Source organism: Janthinobacterium lyxosi (assembly GCF_051380665.1).
GTDB lineage: Bacteria > Pseudomonadota > Gammaproteobacteria > Burkholderiales > Burkholderiaceae_D > Janthinobacterium.
Window position 1 is genome coordinate 39,804 of the sequence record NZ_JBNYXM010000003.1, and the last position, 16,936, is coordinate 56,739.

The following is a 16,936-nucleotide window of genomic DNA, read 5'->3' on the forward strand; positions in this document are numbered from 1 at the left end:
AAGTCAAAACAGGGCCGCCTCTTGCGCCGTGATGGCGGACGGTCCCGTTTCAATCGCCGAGAACACGATGCTGGTGCGGTCGCCGCTCGCCTCGCTGATGCTGATGTTTTTCACGAAGGCGCCGCCATCGAGGCGGATGCTGCCGATGGCCTTGGCCAGGGCTGGCTGGCGCGCCTTCAGCGCCACCTGCCAGGTGCCGCCATCGATGCTGCCGTCCACTTCAAACAAGGTGTCGAGCTGCGCCAAGTCACCGGCTAGCAGCGAAAACAGCACGCTGTTGATCATCTTGACCACCGGTTCCGTCTTCGCGTCCAGGCGCATGGCCACCCGCTCGCCCTGGAAATGCACGATCTCGTCGCGCGTCAGGCGCAGGGTATTCGGAAACGGCTGCAAGGTGCGCCACAAGACGCCCTTGCCGGCCACCACGCAAAAGCGGCCATTCGACGCCAGCGCCTTTTTCATGCCAGCCAGTTGCTTGCTCTGGTCAAAGCGGCCGCACAGCTGCTGCGGCTTGGCCAGCATGGCCTCGATCTTCGCCACAGGCGCGGCCGCATGGAGCGGCACCGTCGCCAGCAGGCACAAACTCGCCAGCAAAACTTTGAATTGTTTTTTCATACGGCCTTTAATCCCAATTTTTCAAACAGTATCGGCGGCGAGGCAAAGCACATCTCGCCGCTGGCGATATCGACGGCCACCTGCGTCGTGCTGGCGCGGTTCAGGCGCTTGCCTGTTGCGCTGTCGCTGACCAGGTACTCGATCTTCAGCCGGTCTTCCCACTCCACCAGGTCGGCGCGCAAGGTCAGGCGCTGGCCGAACGTGGCTGGCGCCACGTAGCGCAAGTGCATGTCGATCACGGGCCAGGCAAAGCCGGAGGCCTTCATGTCGACGTAGTTGTAGCCGATGCTGTCGAGCAGCGCACAGCGCACCACTTCGAGGTACTTCACGTAGCGGCCGTGCCAGACGATCTCCATCGGGTCGAGGTCGAAGAACTGCACCTGCATCTCCACTTCGGCATGCCAGCGGCTGGGCGTGGCCTTCTTGCCGCGCAGCTTGTGGGTTTCCTTGGGAAGATCAGCCATGTTCGGCTCCATACAGTGGCCACGCCTGGGCGCGCATGCGTTCGAGCAGCACGCGCAGTTCCGGGTCGAGGCGGCGGTCTTCCTCGACGGGTGCGATATCGGCGGCCAGCGCCTCCATCATCGCCGCCAGCGCCGCCTGCGGCAGCACGTCGGGGTTGACCTTGCAGCGCAGCCAGACACCCTGGCGCACCGTGATCAGGAGGGCGGCGGCGACCTGCTCGCACAGTTCCAGCACGCGCAGGCAGTCGCGCGCGGCGATGGTGCCCATGCTGACCTTGTCCTGGTTGTGGCATTCGGTCGAGCGCGAAAACACGGAAGCGGGCATGGTCAGTTTCAGCGCTTCGGCGGTCCAGGCGGAAGCGCTGATCTGCAATGCTTTCAGGCCGTGGTTGATGGCCGCACGCGGGCCGGTGGCGCCCGACAGGTTGGCCGGCAAGCCCTGGTTGTAGCGGCTGTCGACCAGCAAGGCCATCTGGCGATCCAGCAAGTCGGCCAGGTTGGCCACCGTGTTCTTCATGCTGTCCATGGCGAAGGCGATATGACCGCCGTAGAAATGGCCGCCATGCAGCACGCGCTCGCCTTCGGCGTCGATGATGGGATTGTCATTGGCGCTATTGAGCTCATTCTCGATCGAAGAACGCAGCCACGGCAAAGCGTCGGCCAGCACGCCGATCACGTGCGGCGCGCAGCGGATAGAATAGCGGTCCTGCAGCCGCTTGCCGTTGCGTTCCCAGGAATCGGTGGGCAGATCGGCACGCAGCCAGGCCGCCACCTGCTGCATGCCCGGATGCGGCTTGACGGAAAACAGGGTTGCATCGAAGTGGTGCGCGTTGCCATCGAGCGCAAACGAGGCCATGGCCGTGATGCGCGTCGTCAGGCGCGTCAGATACTCGGCGCGCTCATATGCCAGGCAAGCCAGCGCCGTCATGACGGCCGTGCCGTTCATGATCGCCAGGCCTTCCTTCGGACGCAAACGCAGCGGCGTGATACCCGCTTCGCGCAGCGCCTGTTCAGCCGGCACCTGTGCCCCGTCACGCCACACTTCGCGTTCGCCGCACAACACCGCCGCCAGGTAGGACAGGGGCGTCAGGTCGCCGCTGGCGCCGACCGAGCCTTCCGACGGGATCAGCGGCAACAGGCCCGCATCGAGCAGGCGTGCGATCTGCGCCAGCAATTCCACGCTGACGCCGGAAAATCCCTTGGAGAGCGACGCCAGGCGCGTAGCCATGATGGCGCGCGTCTGCGCCGGCGTGAAGAATTCGCCCAGGCCGCAGCCGTGATAGGTGTACAGGTGGTGCGGCAGCTCGGCCACCAGTTCCGGTGGCACGGTCACGGTGCACGAATCGCCATAGCCCGTGGTCACGCCATAGATGGTGCCGTCCTCGCGCAGCAGGCGGTCGAGGAAATCGGCGCCGCGCGCGATCGCCGCCAGAAAGACGGGGTCGCTGGACAGTTCGGCGCTGGCCCGGCCATGCGCGATATCGGCAATGTCTTCGATACGCAGGCGTTCGCGGTCGAAGCGGACGGCGCGCCGGGTATGTTGCAGGTCAGCGAGGTGCATCGGGAGTATCCAGTCTTGAAGTATCGGGGAGTTGCCAAAAATCGTAAAAATTGAACCATTCCAGCGGCGCGCGCAGGCAATGGTGCTGCAGGCGCGCCGCATAGGCAGCCGCCAGTTCGGCCAGCATCGCCTCGCGCGCCTTGCGCGGCAGGTGCAGCGACTCGCGGAACAGTTCGAAGTGCACCTCGGAGCGCTGGCCTACGCGCATGGAAAACAGCAAATACACCGGGCATTGCAGCACGCTGGCCAGCACATACGGACCAATCGGAAACGCGGCCGCCTGGCCCAGGAACGGCGCCACGGCCACGCGCGGCTGCGGCGAGACGGCAACACGGTCGCCGGCGATCACCACGAACTCGCCCTGCGCCACCTTTTCCGCCAGCAGCATGGCCGTGGCAGGGGTGATTTCCGTCACCTGCATCAGATTGAGCTGGCTGTCAGGATTGAGACGCTCCAGCATGCGGTTGAACGCTTGCGCATGGCGCGTGTGCACGAGCACCGTCAGCTTCAAGCGCGCATTGCGCTGCGAGAGTACGCGGCACAGGTCCTGGTTGCCCAGGTGGGCGCAGATCAGCAAGGCGCCGCGCCCCTCGTCCAGGCAGCGGTTGACACCATCTTCGCCATCGACGCCGTGCAGGCTCACGCTACGCGTATCGTACAAGCCACCCCACAGCAGCATCTTGTCGAGTATGGTTTCCGCAAACGCAGCGAAGTGCCGCAGCACGCTCAGGTTCGCCGGGCCGCCGCAAGCCGCGATGCGTCGCAGATACGCACGCGAAACGCGGCGCGCACGGGCATTCGTCAGCACATACCAGGCCAGCACCGGATACAGCACGATGCGGAAAGGCCAGCGGCCGAAGACGCGGCAGATCCAGAACAGCAGGCGCATGCCGGCCACGAAGCTGACTTCATTGAAGCCGGACCAGTGTCCGCGCAGCTGCTGTAATGCTGCCGTCATTGCGCGCGCCAGTGACGTGCCAGCAGGCGCGGCGCGCGCCACAGCATGCCGAGAAACAGGTGCGCGTGCATGCGCGAGATCAGCACGTTGTCGCGCCACAGCTCAAAATGCGAAACACCATCGCTGGGATAGCCAACTTTCGTGGGCAGATTCGCCATCTCCAGGCCATCCCAGTACAGGCGCACCAGCACATCGGTGTCGAAATTCATGCGCTGCCCCAGCTGGCGCCGCTCTGCCAGCGCCATGAAAGGCGCCAGCGGATAGACGCGAAAACCGCACATGGAATCGCGGATCTGCAGCGACAGGGTATTGATCCACACCCAGATATGCGTCGCGTAGCGACCGTAGTAGCGCGCCTTCGGTACCGAAGCGTCGTACACGGGGTAGCCGACCACCACCGCCGCCGGCGTGGCCTGCGCCTGCGCCAGGAAGCGCGGCACATCGTCCGTTTCGTGCTGGCCGTCCGCGTCGATCTGCAGCGCATGGCTGTAGCCGTGCGCATGCGCGTGGCGGCAGCCGGTCAGCACCGCCCCGCCCTTGCCCTGATTGCGCGCGTGGCGCAGCAAGGTCACGCGCGACGGATGCGCGGCGGCCAGCGCATCCAGGGTGCGCGCGCCGGCATCAAAGCTGCCGTCGTCGACGAGGATCAACGGCACACCATGCGGCAGCAGGCGCTGCACCACGGCGCCGATCGCGTGTTCATGGTTGAACACGGGGATCACGATGCAGGGGCGAAAACGCACTTCAGTCACCGCGGACTCCGGCGCGGCCAAAACGCAGCAGCGAGTGGCAATAGCCGATGCCGTCGCGCGTGGTCAGCAATTCCAGGCCGGCCTCTTGCGCCAAGCGGATATAGTCGGCGCTCTGGTAGATCTTGCTGTTACCGCTGGCCATGGCCGTGAAGTACGGCGAAGTGTTGATCAGGCAGTAGGCGGCGATATCGTATTGCTGACGGTCCCAGAAGGTATCCATGATCAGCACCTGCCCGTTCGGCCCCAGCGCCTGCGCCACGCGGCGCAGGATGCTGGCGATGGCCGGCTCGCTGAAACAGCTGAGAAATTGGCTCATCCAGATCAGGTCCATGCCGGTCGGCAGCGGCGCCGCGTCGTCGAGCAGGTCGCAGGCGTGCAAATGGGCCCGTTCGCGCACGCCAGCGTCGGTCAAGGTCCGGTCGGCTACCGCCAACTGGCGTTCCAGGTCGACCAGGTGCAGTTCCACGCCCGCATGGTAGGCCAGCGCCGCGCTGGCGAACTTGCCCGTATTGGCGCCGATATCCATGATGCGGCGCGGCGCCGTGGCGAAGACATCCGGGAAAATCTCGGGGAACGAGGTGTCCGAATAGTGGTGATCGAAGGCGAACCAGCTGCCCTTGGCTGGTTCCGACAGCGCCGACAAACCCTGATACAAGGTTGGCCAGTCGCCCAGCGCGGCCAGTCCCAGTGGCTGCTCGGCGTCAAGCGAGCGATCCAGGTCGAACAGGCCCTGGTAGCAAACGTCATGCATGAAGTCCAGGTTGACCTGGGTGATGCTGTCCGTCAGCATGCAAAAACCTACCTTGTCGAGTACATACGCGCCGTCGCGCAGCGACACAACACCGGCCGAAAGGCAGGACTCCAGCGCTACCTTCAGCGCATACTCCGTCCAGCGGCCGCTGGCGGCCATGTCGGCAACCGTCAGACCGCTGTGCCCCGTATCGGCCAGCGCCTGCAACATGCCGCGCTTCCAGGCATAGCGCACGCATTGAAAGACGACGGGACCGAAAGCGATTTTTTGCGCCTCGAAACGGGCGGCAAAGGCGGTCTGGCGTTCGGGTGAGAATTTTTTATCTAACATGCGCTCGCTGCTGGAGTGGGTGTATCGGTGCCGCCACCGGGAACGGCAGCGGCATTCGGGTGAAACAGGATGCGGCCACTGGCATGCTGGCCAGCGTCCGACAGATAACGAAATTGCAGGCTGGCCTTGAGCGCGTCGTATTCCAGCGCCAGCCGCACCGGTCGGTCCGGCAGCACCGGCTGCTGGAATTTCAGGGCATGCATGGCGCGGAAATGCATAGGCAGCTCCAGGTGCTGGCGCGCGAAGTGCAGCGCCCACTCCACTTGCACCACGCCAGGCAGCAAGGGCGCGCCCGTGAAATGGCCTTCGAAATAAAACAGATTCGCGGGTACGCGCAGCTCGAACAGCAGCCGTGGCGTTTCGCCTTCGGCCGAACGTTCGATCAGCTGCGCATGCGGCAGACGGGGTTTCTCCAGCAATGCCAACAGCAGCGCCTGCGTCGTCTTGCCCTGCGCATTGATGGGCAGTTGCTCCAGGTAGCGCCAGCGGCGCGGCAAGGCAACGGTGTCGACCTGGCCGCCCAGCGCCGTTTGCAGCTGGCGGTTCAGGGCCAGCTTGCCTTCGGCGTCGAGCAGCGCGCGGCCGGCGGCGCTGCAAACGATAAAGGCGGCCACCTTCTGACGCTCGCCAGCCGGCGCGTCGCACAGCAGCACGCGCGCGTCCAGCACCAGCGGCGTGGCCAGCAATGCCGCTTCGATGGCATTGAGGGAAATGCGTTTTTCTTCGATCTTCACGATGCGGTCGCTGCGTCCCAACAGCTGGAAGCGTCCTGGCGCCGTTTGCCGCGCGCGGTCGGCCAGGCCTAACCAGCTATCGTCGGCCAGGTGCTCCGAACGCACTTCCAGCGCGCCGTCGTCCAGCAGGCGCCAGTCCACGCCAGGAAAGCCCTGCCAGCTCTCGTCGTCAGGACGCTCTGGCGAACGCTGGCGCCACGCCACGCCGCCCGTCTCCGAGCTGCCATAGATTTCGCGCGGCACGCAGCCTAGCAAGTTCCCCGCCGCCAGTGCGTTGTCCAGGGCCAGCGGCCCACCCGAAGAAAACACGGCGCGCAGTTGGGAGCGCGCGCCGGACCAGTCCAGGTATTCCGGCAGGCGCTTCAGGTGCGCGGGGCTGGCGGCCAGCACGCATGGACCGCGTGCCAGCAAGACTGCCAGCTGCTCCGGATAGTCCACGCTGTGCGCATGCACGGCACGCCCGGCAGCCAGCGGCCACAGAACCTTGAACAGCAAGCCGTAGATATGCTGGTGCGAGACCGTGGCGACGACGGCCGCGCCAGCGGCATGGTCGCCAAACAGCAGCTCCAGCGTGGCCACTTCGCTGGCCAGCTGCGAAAGTTTTTTCGGCATGGCTTGCGCCGCGCCCGTGCTGCCGGAGGTGTACACCACCAGCGCCGGAAAATCGTCAGCGAGCACTGTCCATGCACGCTCGGCCAGGCTGTCAGCAGGCAGGGGCAACGGCGCATGCGCGGCCGGGAACTGTCCCAGAAAACCGTCCACGGACGCAGCCAGCGAGGCGCAGCTGGCCGGCAGCGTATCGGCCGTCAGCCAGATGGTCTTGCCCACCTGCCAGGCGCCCAGCAAGGCGGCGCCAAACTCGATGCTGTCATCGAGGTACAAGGCGAAATGGCGGCCTGCCTGGCGCTCCAGCAAGCCAGCCCACGCCTCCATGCGCGCGACAAAATGCGCGTGATCGAGCACGGCGCCATCGCGCCAGCCGGCCGGCGTGGCTGGCGTACGGCCATGCATGTCCAGCGCAAGGTGCGCCAGCGAGGAAATCGGCGGATGTGCTGCAGGCACGGGTACTTCCGGCAAGAAGGATTCAAACATGGTGCAAACGCTTAAAACGCAGGCGGGCAAGATATTCGCCACCAAATAACAAGGCCATCAGGATATAGGCGATGACGCCCGTGTACAGCGACCAGACGGCTTCGCTGGCCCACAGTGCCGTGCCCAGCGCGACGCCGCCATTGACGATGAAAAAACCGCACCAGACCTGCGTCACGCGGTGCGTATAGTGCACGGCCGCGGGTGGAAAATCCTTCTCGTGCAAGCGCGCCAGGCGTTCCACCACCGACGGCGGCGCCCACAGGCTGTAGCCAAAGGTGGCCAGCAAGACGGCGTTGACGAGCACCGGATACAGTTTCAGCGGCAGCAGCAGGTTGCTCCACAAAGTGATGCCGGCCAGCAGCAGCGCGGCGGCCACCGACCAGCGCGCGGCGCGCTGCAGTTTCAGCGCGGGCAGGCGACAGGCGACAGCCAGCAACAGCAGCAGCGCCAGCCAGCGCGGCTCGACTTGGCCGTGACCGAACCAGATCGCCAGCGGGTACAGTACGGTCAGCAGCAACGCGACGGCATTGAGCAGCACGCGTTATGCCGCCTGTTCCGACACCGACATCGCGCGCAACGCCTCGACCACATCGTCGATTGTGCGGATAGTCTTGAACACTTCCGGCTGCAGTCGCTTGCCCGTCAGTTGCTTCAGCTTGACCGCCAGGTCGACCGCGTCGATGCTGTCGATATCGAGTTCGGCATACAGATTCGACTGCGGCGTCAGCGCCGCCGGATCAAGCTCGAACATTTCGGCCAGCAGTTGCACCACCCATGCGTACAGTTCATCGCGGTTCATTGCGCTCATATCTACCATTTTGCTGCTCCTTACTTCTTTCTGTGAGTGTCAACCATGGCTGCCAGCGCCCGTACCGAGGCAAAGTGGCGGCGCGTATCGGCCGAATCGGCCGACAGGGAAATGCCGTATTTTTTTTGCAGGGCGACACCCAGTTCCAGCGCATCGATCGAATCGAGTCCCAGGCCCTCGACAAACAGGGGTGCATCCGTATCGATATCGGCAGCGCTCATGTCTTCCAGTTGCAGCGCCTCGATGATCAGTTCCTTCACTTCTTGTTCAAGCATGTTGTTCCTGTTTCCCGCTAAAGTAATGTTGCAAATGAGTGGTCAAGGTACGCGCCGCCATTACGTCGCTGGCGCCACCGCCGGTAAACTCGTCGATCGCCAGGTCGTCCTGCACGGCGATCTCGAAATGCGCGCGGCGCGCCGGCACGCGCCACCACGGCTCGCCCTTGCCCAGAGTCCTGGGCAGGCAACGTATCAGCACGGGCGTCACGTCGCGGCGGCCGCGCACGGCGATATTGGCCGCGCCCCGCTTTAGCACGACCTCGCCGCTACATGGCGTACGCGTGCCTTCCGGAAAAATGATCAGGTTGTTGCCGCGTGCCAGCGATGCCAGGCAAGCGTCCACCAGTTCGGCGCCGCCCGTGTTGTTGATATAGCCGGCCGCGCGCACGGGACCACCCGTGAACGGGTTATTCCACAAATCGGACTTGACGATGCAATCGGCCTGTTTGACATACGCCATCAGGAAAATCGTGTCAATCAGGGTCGGATGATTGGCCAGGATCAGCAAACCGCCGCGTTCCAGCTTGTCGAGACCGCGCAAGTCATAGCGCAGCACGCCGAGAAAACGCATCAGACCGATATACAAGCGAAAACTCCAGCGGATGATGGCGCGCGCACAGGCAATTCGCGTCTCGCGCCGCCACACCAGCACCTGCAGCACGGGGAACACCAGCACGCGCAGCAGCAAACCACCCAGCCCGAAGGCGGCAAAACTGACCGCGGTCGCGAGAGTACGCCAGCCTATCGATATGCCGGCGCGGGCAGTCTCCAGCCTATGCATGACGGCTCCAGCACCATGTCTGGCGGTTGGCCGCATGCTCGAACGTGCGGACCTCACCGAGCATGAATCGCAACACGGCCAGGCTGCCCGGCATGGCGCCGGCGGCTACCGCCAACGCATCATCACTGCTGCGGGCGCGCCACGTCAGGCTGAAAGCGGCACCCGGGGAAGCCTCGGCCTGCAGCAGCCAGGCAAACGCATGCGGCTGCTCATGACAATCTTCAAAGGCCTCGAATGGCACTGGCAAGGGACACTCCGCCAGCACCAGCAATACCTGCGCCGCGCCATCGGCCAGCAAGCCGCACGCCTCGATCACCGCAGCCTCGATACTGGCGGCACCGGCAGCGACGGCCAGCTGATTCGCCGTATCGGTGCGAGCGATGGAAAACAGACCGGCGCTGGCATTGTGCACGGCCATGCCGAACGCCGTCGGTGACAAGGGTTCGCCCTGGGCCAGCGCCGACAACAGTTCGACGGCGCGCGCCACCTCGCCATGGCGAGAACAAAAGACGAGCGGAATATCGCGCTGTTCGCCGAGGCAGGCGTACGCCACTTCGAGCGCCATCTTGCCCAGCTGACCGGCGCGGCGGCGCAGCATCGGCACCATCGCACGCACACCCGGCTCGCCGGCAGCAGTAATTGGCGCGACGGAGAAGGCGCTTTGCGCCCACGCGTGCCATTGCTCCGGCGTTTCGAGGCCTGGCGCCCAGGCGGCATGTCTGACAATTGAAAAACGGACACCATCGGTGCGCATATGCATTTTCCTGAGCTCAAAAAAAGGGCGAACTCACGTCAAAACTGCGCAAAAAGCCCCGCCGGCGTTCTTTTCAAATTATAAACGAAGGAAGTAAAAATAACTAAAATAAATGGCCGTGAGGCAACTTTTAAAATATAAATACAAAATCCATATTTTAAAAAAACCCCACTTTAGTTACTATTTGTAACATTTCCCCTCTATTCTCTTCCGCTGGGAAAATCGGCATTCTCCGGCAAACCGCCAGGATTCCCGGGATTGACGTTTTTTTATCCCTGATCAAAACAAGCTGCGCATGCCACACGTAGGAGCGTTGTTTTTAGATAACACGCGCAGCATGGCGCAACGGTACGCCAAACGCAGCCATCGGGCATGGCTGGCCAATGCGCCGCCAAGATGGAAACCCCAGAAAAATGGGTATCCACATATTACCCACGCATGGCGGCTGCGGGGATTAAACCGGGTGCGCAGCAGGGGCGATACAGAGCATTTGCTTTATGCCAATTCCAGCCGGCCGATTCAACTCTGGCGGCTTTGTCCTGTCAGCAGGGAAAAGAATGGACCGGTCAGCAATACCAGCACCACCATGCGCCACGTGAAAGGCCGTGACGATGGGCAAGCCCAGATGCAGGGTCTTCGCCGTCAGCGACATTTCCGCGATACCGCCGGGCGAGGTGGCCAGGTAGCGCGGAGCCGCATGCAGGAAGGCGGGGCTGAAGCGCGTGGCCAGCGCGATGCCGATGAACAGCTGGCCCGCGCGTATCATCCATTCGGGCAGGCGCGACAGATGGAGCCGCCCGTCGTCAGCAGCCCGGCGGCCAGCGCGGCACAGACTGCGCGCCAGCGTGGCCACTACGGCACCGTTAAAACACCCAGAGCTTATCGACCGGCATGTGCAGCCAGTACTTGCCCGCTTCGAGCTTGTGGCGCGAATACGCGCGCAGGCTGATGTTCTCGACGCCGCCGCGCTCGAACAGGCATTCCCAGCGGTCGCCCAGGTACATGCAGGTCAGGAGCGGCAGCTCGATGGCGTTGTCGACCTGCGTGGCGCTGATCTTCACTTCCTCGACGCGGATCATGGTGGTGACTTCCGTGCCCACGTTGGCGCCGCGCGCCACGCCCTGCATGGAGGCACCATCGACCAGCAGCCTCACCTGATTGCCATCGCGCTGCACCACCTTGCCGGGCAGGCGGTTGTTACTGCCCATGAATTCAGCGGTAAACAGGGTGTCCGGCGTTTCATACATGCTTTGCGGCGTGCCCTGCTGCTCGATCTTGCCGTTATTGAGCAGCAAGATGCGGTCGGAAATGGCCATCGCCTCGCCCTGGTCATGCGTCACCATCAGGGCCGACAGGCCCAGGCGCACGATCAGTTCGCGCAGGAAGGCGCGCGCTTCCTCGCGCAGCTTGGCATCCAGGTTCGACAGCGGTTCGTCGAGCAGGATCACGGGCGGGTTGTACACCAGCGCGCGGGCGATCGCCACGCGCTGCTGCTGGCCGCCAGACAGCTGATGCGGATAGCGCTCGCCCAGGTGTCCCAGGCCCAGCTGCGTCAGCACTTCCTTGATGCGCGCGGCGATTTCCGTGCTGCCCATCTTGCGCAATTTGAGGCCGTAGGCGACGTTGTCGAACACGGTCTTGTGCGGCCACAGCGCGTACGACTGGAACACCAGGCCCAGGTTGCGATGCTCGGCCGGCATCTCGAAGTGTTTCGCGCCATCGTAGACATTGCGCTCGCCGATCTGGATGGTGCCCGCCTTCGGGCTTTCCAGCCCGGCGACGGCACGCAGCAAGGTGGTCTTGCCGCTGCCCGAAGGCCCCAGCAAGGCGACCACTTCGCCTTTTTTCAGGTGCATCGAGACACCCTTCAGTATCTGGTTGGCGGCAGCGCCGGTGCCATAATCGAGGTACAGCTCATTGACAGTCAATTCATTCATGATGTGGTCTCAGTCTATTTTTAGTTATGTAACTTGACGCCGAAGCGCAGCGCGATGCCCAGGCCGATGGCCACCAGGGTGATATTGATGAAGGACAGCGCCGCCACCAGGTCGGTCGAGCCGCCTGCCCACAGCGACACCAGCATGGCGCCGATCACTTCCGTGCCCGGCGAGAGCAGGTACACGCCCGTCGAATATTCGCGCTCGAAGATCAGGAAGACCATCAGCCAGGCGCCCAGCAAGCCGTATTTGATCAGCGGCAGCGTGACGTCGCGCGTCACCTGGCCGCGGCTGGCGCCGACGGCGCGCGCCGCCTCTTCCAGTTCCGGGCCCACCTGCAGCAGCGCGGTGGAAATCAGGCGCATGCCGTAAGCCATCCACACCACCGAATACGCCAGCCACAGGGCGAAAATGGTCGAGCGCACTTCGCGCAGCACGGGGATCACATGGCCGCTCAGCCACAGGGCCACGCCGTTGTCCATGCCCTTGAGCATGCCGTCGAGCCAGGCCGGCACGAACAGGAACACCCACAGGAACGACAGGCCAGCCAGGAGACCCGGCACGGCGCGTGGCACCAGTACGCTGTAGTCGAGCAGGCGCGTGATGCCGTCCTGCTTGCGGTGCATGGCCAGCGCGATGAAGCTGTAGCAGCCCACGGCCAGCGCACCACCGACGACGCCGATCAGGATGGTGTTGACGATGCCGCGCACCAGCGAGGGCTGGTCGAAAATGTCGCGGAAATGCTGCAGGGTCAGCACGTCGGCCAGGTGCACGCCTTCGCCCCAGTACTGCACGAAGGAGCGCAGCACGATGCCCGTCAACGGCAGGATGATGGTGAAGATCAGCCAACCCGCCAGCAAGGCAAAAGCCAGCCACTTCCAGCGACCCAGCGGCATGGCCTTGCTGCGCGCGCCCTTGCCCTTGATCGACACATACTTGTTGGCGGACTTGAGCAGCCAGCGCTGTATCATCACCAGCGGCATGGTCACCATCACCAGGCAGACGGCGACGGCGGCCATCAGGTGGTACGACGGCGTGCCCAGCTTGTTCGTCAGCTTGTACAGATAGGTCGGCAGCACCAGATGGCCTTCCGGATCACCGAGCACCAGCACCAGGCCGAATACTTCGAAGCCGAGGAAGAACACCAGCACGCCCGCATACGCCAGCGCCGGCATGATCATCGGCAGCGACACATTGAGCATCACCTGGATCGGCGAGGCGCCGGCCACGCGGGCCGCTTCTTCCACGTCCGATCCCAGGCTTTTCAGGGCTGACGAGGCGTACAGGTAGACGTGCGGCACGTGCGTAAGGCCGGCGATGATGACGATGCTGGTGAAGGAATAAATATTCCAGGGCACGAAGCCGAGCAGCTCCTTTGCCCAGATCGAGTAAAAGCCCACGGGCCCCATTGAGACGACGTAGCCAAAGCCCATCACCATCGGCGAGACAAAGATGGGCACCAGCAGCATGGGCGCCACCCAGCCGCGGCCGGGCAAATCGGTGCGCACCATCAGAAAGGCCAGCATGCCGCCCAGCGGCACGGCGATGACGGTCAGGCCGAAGGCCAGCATCAGGCCATTCTTGAAGGCCATGGCGAAATCGGGATCATCGAAGATGAAACGGTAAGAGTCAAAGCCGAATTCGCGCACCGGCATGAAAAACGGAGCGTTCAAAAAGCTCTGGTAGAAAATCAGGAACAGCGGCAGGAAAATGGCGATCAGCGTGATCGTCACGACCACGCCGCGCGACCAGTTCAGGCGCGACAAGGGAGAGCGCGACCGTGCAGGCAGCGGCAAGATGGCAGTTTGCATGATGAATCCAATGAATGAAGGGTGCGGCGTGCGCCCGCAAGCCAGACTCGCGGGCGGCCAAGACGGCGTTGGCTATTCCTACTTCTTGCCGGCTGTCTCTTTCCATTGTTTCAGAAACGCCATGCGCTTGGCTGGCCCCAAAAATTGCAGGATGATCGGGTGCACGGGAATCGGCTTGACGTTGGCCGCACCAATGACCTTGATCAGGTCGGCCGACGTGGTTTCGCCCGTGACGTCGGCGCGAATCGCGAACAGCTTGGCGCCGTTGGCAATGATGGTCTGGCCGCGGTGCGACAAGATGTAATCGAGCCACAGTTTGCTGGCGTTGACGTTCTTCGCATTCTTGTTGATGAACTGCACGCGCGACAGGATCAGGGTGTAATCCTTGGGCAGCACCACGCCGATCGACGGATCGGTCTTGGCGCGCACCAGGGCATAAGAACCCAGTACGTTGTAGCCGATCAGATTCTCGCCCGAGGAGATGCGCTCCATCATGGTGCCCGTCGACGACTGCACGCGCACCTTGGCGGCGCCAAACGCGTTTTCCAGCGCCAGGAACTGCGGATATTCCTTCGCATCCTGCGCCATGAACATGAAGCCAACACCCGATTTTTCGATGTCGTAGGTGGTGACCTTGTCCTTGAATTTCGGCGTGGCGATCAGCTTGACGAAGTCATCGTGATTCTTCGGCACTTCCTTAGCATCGAGCAAACGCTTGTTGTAGACGATGGCGGCCGGCTCGAACGTGGTGCCGTAAGCCTGGTCATCCCACATGGCCCAGCCGGGGATCTTCGCCGCTTCGACCGACTTGTATTTCAGGGCGTAGCCGTCCGAGGCCAGGCGCATCTGCAAGTCCATCGCGGACGACCACATCACGTCGGCCGTATTGCCGCCTGCGGCCACTTCGGAAATGAAGCGGTTATACACTTCGGTGGAATTCATGTCGTTGTATTCGACCGAGATGCCGGGATACAGGGCGCTGAAATCCTTGATCAGCGGAGCGGCCGCCTTGCTGTCGGTGGCGCTGTAGATCACCACCTTGCCTTCCTTCTTGGCCGCGTCGATGATCTTCTGGTAGTCGGCCGGATAGCCGGGCGGTACTTGCGCAAAAGCGGCGCCGGCCAGGCTGGCAAACGCGGTGGCAAGGGCGGCTTGAAGCAGGGTCTTGGTTTGCATGGGGTTGTCTCCGTCTATGAATAGGTTTTTTTAATAAGATGTGGCTCAGCGCATCAGGCCAAGCTCATTCGCCTGCCTGGCATACTCATCGACCGCCTTCTTTACATATGCGGTCAGCTTCGGCCCCGTCAGGGCGAATGGGTACAAGCCAGCCTGCGCGCGCCACTCGGCGAACTGCGGCGTGGCCATGGCGCGCTCGAACGTGGCCACCCAGCGCTGGTAATCCGCCTCGGGCACCTGGGGTCCCATCCACACGCCACGGATGATGGGCCAGACCACGTCGACGCCCTGCTCGCGCGCCGTCGGCACGTTTGCCAGCACGCCGGGCAGGCGTTTTTCCGACAGCACCGCCAGTACGCGCGCATGGTTGGCGCTGGCGTTCAGGGTGGCCTCGGACGTGTCGCCCGAAACCACCTGCACATAATCGGCCTGCATCGCCGTAAACACTTCGCCGCCGCCTTCGAGCGCCACAAAACGCAGCACTTTCGGATCGATGCCCGCATGGCGCGCCACCAGCGCCATCTTCAGCCAATCCTGGCTGCCGATGGTGCCGGAGACGCCGATCAGCACCTTGTCCGGATGCTGGCGCAGCGCGGCGATCAAGTCGGCCAGGGTCTTGTAGGGCGAATCGCTGCGCACGGCGATCATGCCGTAGTCGGCACCCAGCGCCGCCACCCAGCGCACGTCGCCCGCCTTCGCATTGCCGAACTTGCCCTGCGCCAGATTGAGCAGCGAACCGCCCGAAAAGGCTACCAGGGTGTTCGGCTCCGCGCGGCGCCGTTGCGACGCCATCGAGTGCCAGGCCACGGCGCCGATGCCGCCGGGCAGATAGCTGATGCGCATCGCCGATCCCGCAGCCGGGGGTGCCACGCCCTCCTGCGCCAGGCCTTTTTTCGCCAGCTTGCACGTCAAATCCATGGCGCCGCCCGGTTTGGACGGCACCACGCACTCGGTCGGTGCGGACGCCTGCGCCCCGGCCACGGCGGGCAGCAGGCACAGCAGCGACAGGAACAGGGCGCGCAGCATCGTCATGGCTTAGAAGCGGTGCTGGATGCCGGCGATCAGGCCGCGCTGCGTGTCGCCGAAACCGGCATCGTCGCGCGACAGGCTGACCAGCTGATTGTGCTTGGCCTTGGCATAGGCGCCGGCCACATACAGGTCGGTGCGCTTGGACAGCGCATAGCGCACGCGCGCCACGTACATGATCGGATCGGCATCGAGGTTGGCGGCCACGTTTTTCACGTCCTGGTAGTAGATCACGCCCGTCAGGGTGATGACCGGGGTGGTCTTGTAGCTGACGCCGCCCCAGTACAAGGTGCCGCGCACGTCGGCCTTGCCGGCTGCAGCCGGATCGAGTTTGTAGTCGCGCGCCGCCGCCTGCACTTTCCACGGGCCGTCGTCATACATGGCGCCCAGGTGGTACACGGTGGTCTTGTCGCGCGCGCCGCCGGCGATGGCATTGCCGTTCACCTGTTCATACGTGGCCAGCAGGCTGACAGGGCCGGTCTTGTAGGTGACGGCCGTGGACAGCTTGGCGCTGTCCGAGTTGCCCGTCGACTGTTCGCCGAAACCGTACGATGCGCCATAGCTGAAGTCGCCCGTCTTGCCCGAATACTTGACCATGTTGTCGAAGGCAGTTGTCATGCCGTACTTGCTCGGACCCGTCGCGCTGGCGGAAGTGGCCCACGAGTAGAACGGCGCATAGGCCATCGGATCGAACGGCAGCACGAAGTCATACACGGTGGTGAAGGAGCGGCCCAGCACGACGCGGCCAAACGCGCCTTCCAGGCCCACATTGGCCTGGCGCTTGAACAGCGCGCCATCGGCCGCGCCCGTGTCGACCAGGATGCCGCCTTCCAGATTGAAGACGGCCTTCAGGCCGCCGCCCAGATCTTCGCTGCCCAGGATGCCCCAGCGCGAGGTGTTCATGCCACCCGAACTGACTTGCGTCATCGAGCTTTTGTTCGGACCGGCGTTGCTGGTGTTGCTGATACCGGCGTCCAGGCGGCCGTACAGGGTGACGTTCGACTGGGCGTGGGCGCTGCCGGCAGCGGCGAGTACCGCCATGACGGCCAGCGAGAATGCAGTTTTCTTCATGTAAAGTGTCTCCCTTAGATATAGTTATTGGTGATAT

At 63.6% G+C, this 16,936-nt stretch carries 18 protein-coding genes; all 18 read right to left on the reverse strand.

Features of this window, described 5'->3' with window-relative positions; translation table 11 throughout:
• Positions 1 to 3: 3 nt before the first annotated feature.
• Positions 4 to 615 (reverse strand): LolA family protein, encoded by a 612-nt coding sequence (locus ACQ4WP_RS03545; protein ID WP_436518709.1) that lies wholly within the window; start codon positions 613 to 615, stop codon positions 4 to 6.
• On the reverse strand, positions 612 to 1,079 hold the full coding sequence (locus tag ACQ4WP_RS03550) for an acyl-CoA thioesterase (protein WP_436518710.1): 468 nt from the start codon (positions 1,077 to 1,079) through the stop codon (positions 612 to 614). The genes ACQ4WP_RS03545 and ACQ4WP_RS03550 overlap by 4 nt, the downstream gene beginning before the upstream one ends.
• Positions 1,072 to 2,640: an HAL/PAL/TAL family ammonia-lyase gene (locus tag ACQ4WP_RS03555; protein WP_436518711.1), complete on the reverse strand. Its 1,569-nt coding sequence runs from the start codon at positions 2,638 to 2,640 to the stop codon at positions 1,072 to 1,074. The genes ACQ4WP_RS03550 and ACQ4WP_RS03555 overlap by 8 nt, the downstream gene beginning before the upstream one ends.
• Complete coding sequence (locus ACQ4WP_RS03560) at positions 2,627 to 3,598, reverse strand: lysophospholipid acyltransferase family protein (protein ID WP_436518712.1); 972 nt, start codon at positions 3,596 to 3,598, stop codon at positions 2,627 to 2,629. Before ACQ4WP_RS03560 ends, ACQ4WP_RS03555 begins: the two co-directional genes overlap by 14 nt.
• Positions 3,595 to 4,350 carry a glycosyltransferase family 2 protein gene (locus ACQ4WP_RS03565; RefSeq protein ID WP_436518713.1) on the reverse strand — a complete coding sequence of 252 codons (756 nt, stop codon included), beginning with the start codon at positions 4,348 to 4,350 and terminating at the stop codon, positions 3,595 to 3,597. Before ACQ4WP_RS03565 ends, ACQ4WP_RS03560 begins: the two co-directional genes overlap by 4 nt.
• Positions 4,343 to 5,431, reverse strand: coding sequence for a class I SAM-dependent methyltransferase (locus tag ACQ4WP_RS03570; RefSeq protein WP_436518714.1), 1,089 nt, complete (start codon positions 5,429 to 5,431; stop codon positions 4,343 to 4,345). The genes ACQ4WP_RS03565 and ACQ4WP_RS03570 overlap by 8 nt, the downstream gene beginning before the upstream one ends.
• On the reverse strand, positions 5,425 to 7,257 hold the full coding sequence (locus ACQ4WP_RS03575; protein ID WP_436518715.1) for an ApeI family dehydratase: 1,833 nt from the start codon (positions 7,255 to 7,257) through the stop codon (positions 5,425 to 5,427). Before ACQ4WP_RS03575 ends, ACQ4WP_RS03570 begins: the two co-directional genes overlap by 7 nt.
• Positions 7,250 to 7,795 carry a COG4648 family protein gene (locus tag ACQ4WP_RS03580; protein WP_436518716.1) on the reverse strand — a complete coding sequence of 182 codons (546 nt, stop codon included), beginning with the start codon at positions 7,793 to 7,795 and terminating at the stop codon, positions 7,250 to 7,252. The genes ACQ4WP_RS03575 and ACQ4WP_RS03580 overlap by 8 nt, the downstream gene beginning before the upstream one ends.
• A 3-nt stretch (positions 7,796 to 7,798) precedes the next feature.
• Positions 7,799 to 8,065 carry an acyl carrier protein gene (locus tag ACQ4WP_RS03585; protein ID WP_436518899.1) on the reverse strand — a complete coding sequence of 89 codons (267 nt, stop codon included), beginning with the start codon at positions 8,063 to 8,065 and terminating at the stop codon, positions 7,799 to 7,801.
• Between the two features lie 20 nt (positions 8,066 to 8,085).
• A complete protein-coding gene (locus ACQ4WP_RS03590; protein WP_071322591.1) occupies positions 8,086 to 8,340 on the reverse strand; it encodes a phosphopantetheine-binding protein in 255 nt (84 codons plus the stop codon).
• Positions 8,333 to 9,124, reverse strand: a complete 792-nt coding sequence (locus ACQ4WP_RS03595) for a lysophospholipid acyltransferase family protein (RefSeq protein ID WP_436518717.1) — start codon at positions 9,122 to 9,124, stop codon at positions 8,333 to 8,335. The genes ACQ4WP_RS03590 and ACQ4WP_RS03595 overlap by 8 nt, the downstream gene beginning before the upstream one ends.
• Positions 9,117 to 9,878 (reverse strand): beta-ketoacyl synthase chain length factor, encoded by a 762-nt coding sequence (locus ACQ4WP_RS03600; RefSeq protein WP_436518718.1) that lies wholly within the window; start codon positions 9,876 to 9,878, stop codon positions 9,117 to 9,119. The genes ACQ4WP_RS03595 and ACQ4WP_RS03600 overlap by 8 nt, the downstream gene beginning before the upstream one ends.
• Before the next feature lie 454 nt (positions 9,879 to 10,332).
• Positions 10,333 to 10,731 carry an AbrB family transcriptional regulator gene (locus ACQ4WP_RS03605; protein WP_436518719.1) on the reverse strand — a complete coding sequence of 133 codons (399 nt, stop codon included), beginning with the start codon at positions 10,729 to 10,731 and terminating at the stop codon, positions 10,333 to 10,335.
• A gap of 10 nt (positions 10,732 to 10,741) precedes the next feature.
• Positions 10,742 to 11,815: an ABC transporter ATP-binding protein gene (locus tag ACQ4WP_RS03610; protein ID WP_436518720.1), complete on the reverse strand. Its 1,074-nt coding sequence runs from the start codon at positions 11,813 to 11,815 to the stop codon at positions 10,742 to 10,744.
• A gap of 20 nt (positions 11,816 to 11,835) precedes the next feature.
• Entirely contained in the window at positions 11,836 to 13,626 is a 1,791-nt protein-coding gene (locus ACQ4WP_RS03615; RefSeq protein ID WP_101482233.1) for an ABC transporter permease, read from the reverse strand.
• 78 nt (positions 13,627 to 13,704) lie between these two features.
• Positions 13,705 to 14,802, reverse strand: coding sequence for an ABC transporter substrate-binding protein (locus ACQ4WP_RS03620; RefSeq protein WP_436518721.1), 1,098 nt, complete (start codon positions 14,800 to 14,802; stop codon positions 13,705 to 13,707).
• Between the two features lie 45 nt (positions 14,803 to 14,847).
• The gene (locus ACQ4WP_RS03625; RefSeq protein WP_436518722.1) at positions 14,848 to 15,834 is read right to left on the reverse strand and encodes a Bug family tripartite tricarboxylate transporter substrate binding protein; all 987 of its coding nucleotides are present in this window, start codon (positions 15,832 to 15,834) and stop codon (positions 14,848 to 14,850) included.
• A gap of 3 nt (positions 15,835 to 15,837) precedes the next feature.
• A complete protein-coding gene (locus ACQ4WP_RS03630) occupies positions 15,838 to 16,899 on the reverse strand; it encodes a porin (RefSeq protein ID WP_436518723.1) in 1,062 nt (353 codons plus the stop codon).
• Positions 16,900 to 16,936: the final 37 nt, after the last annotated feature.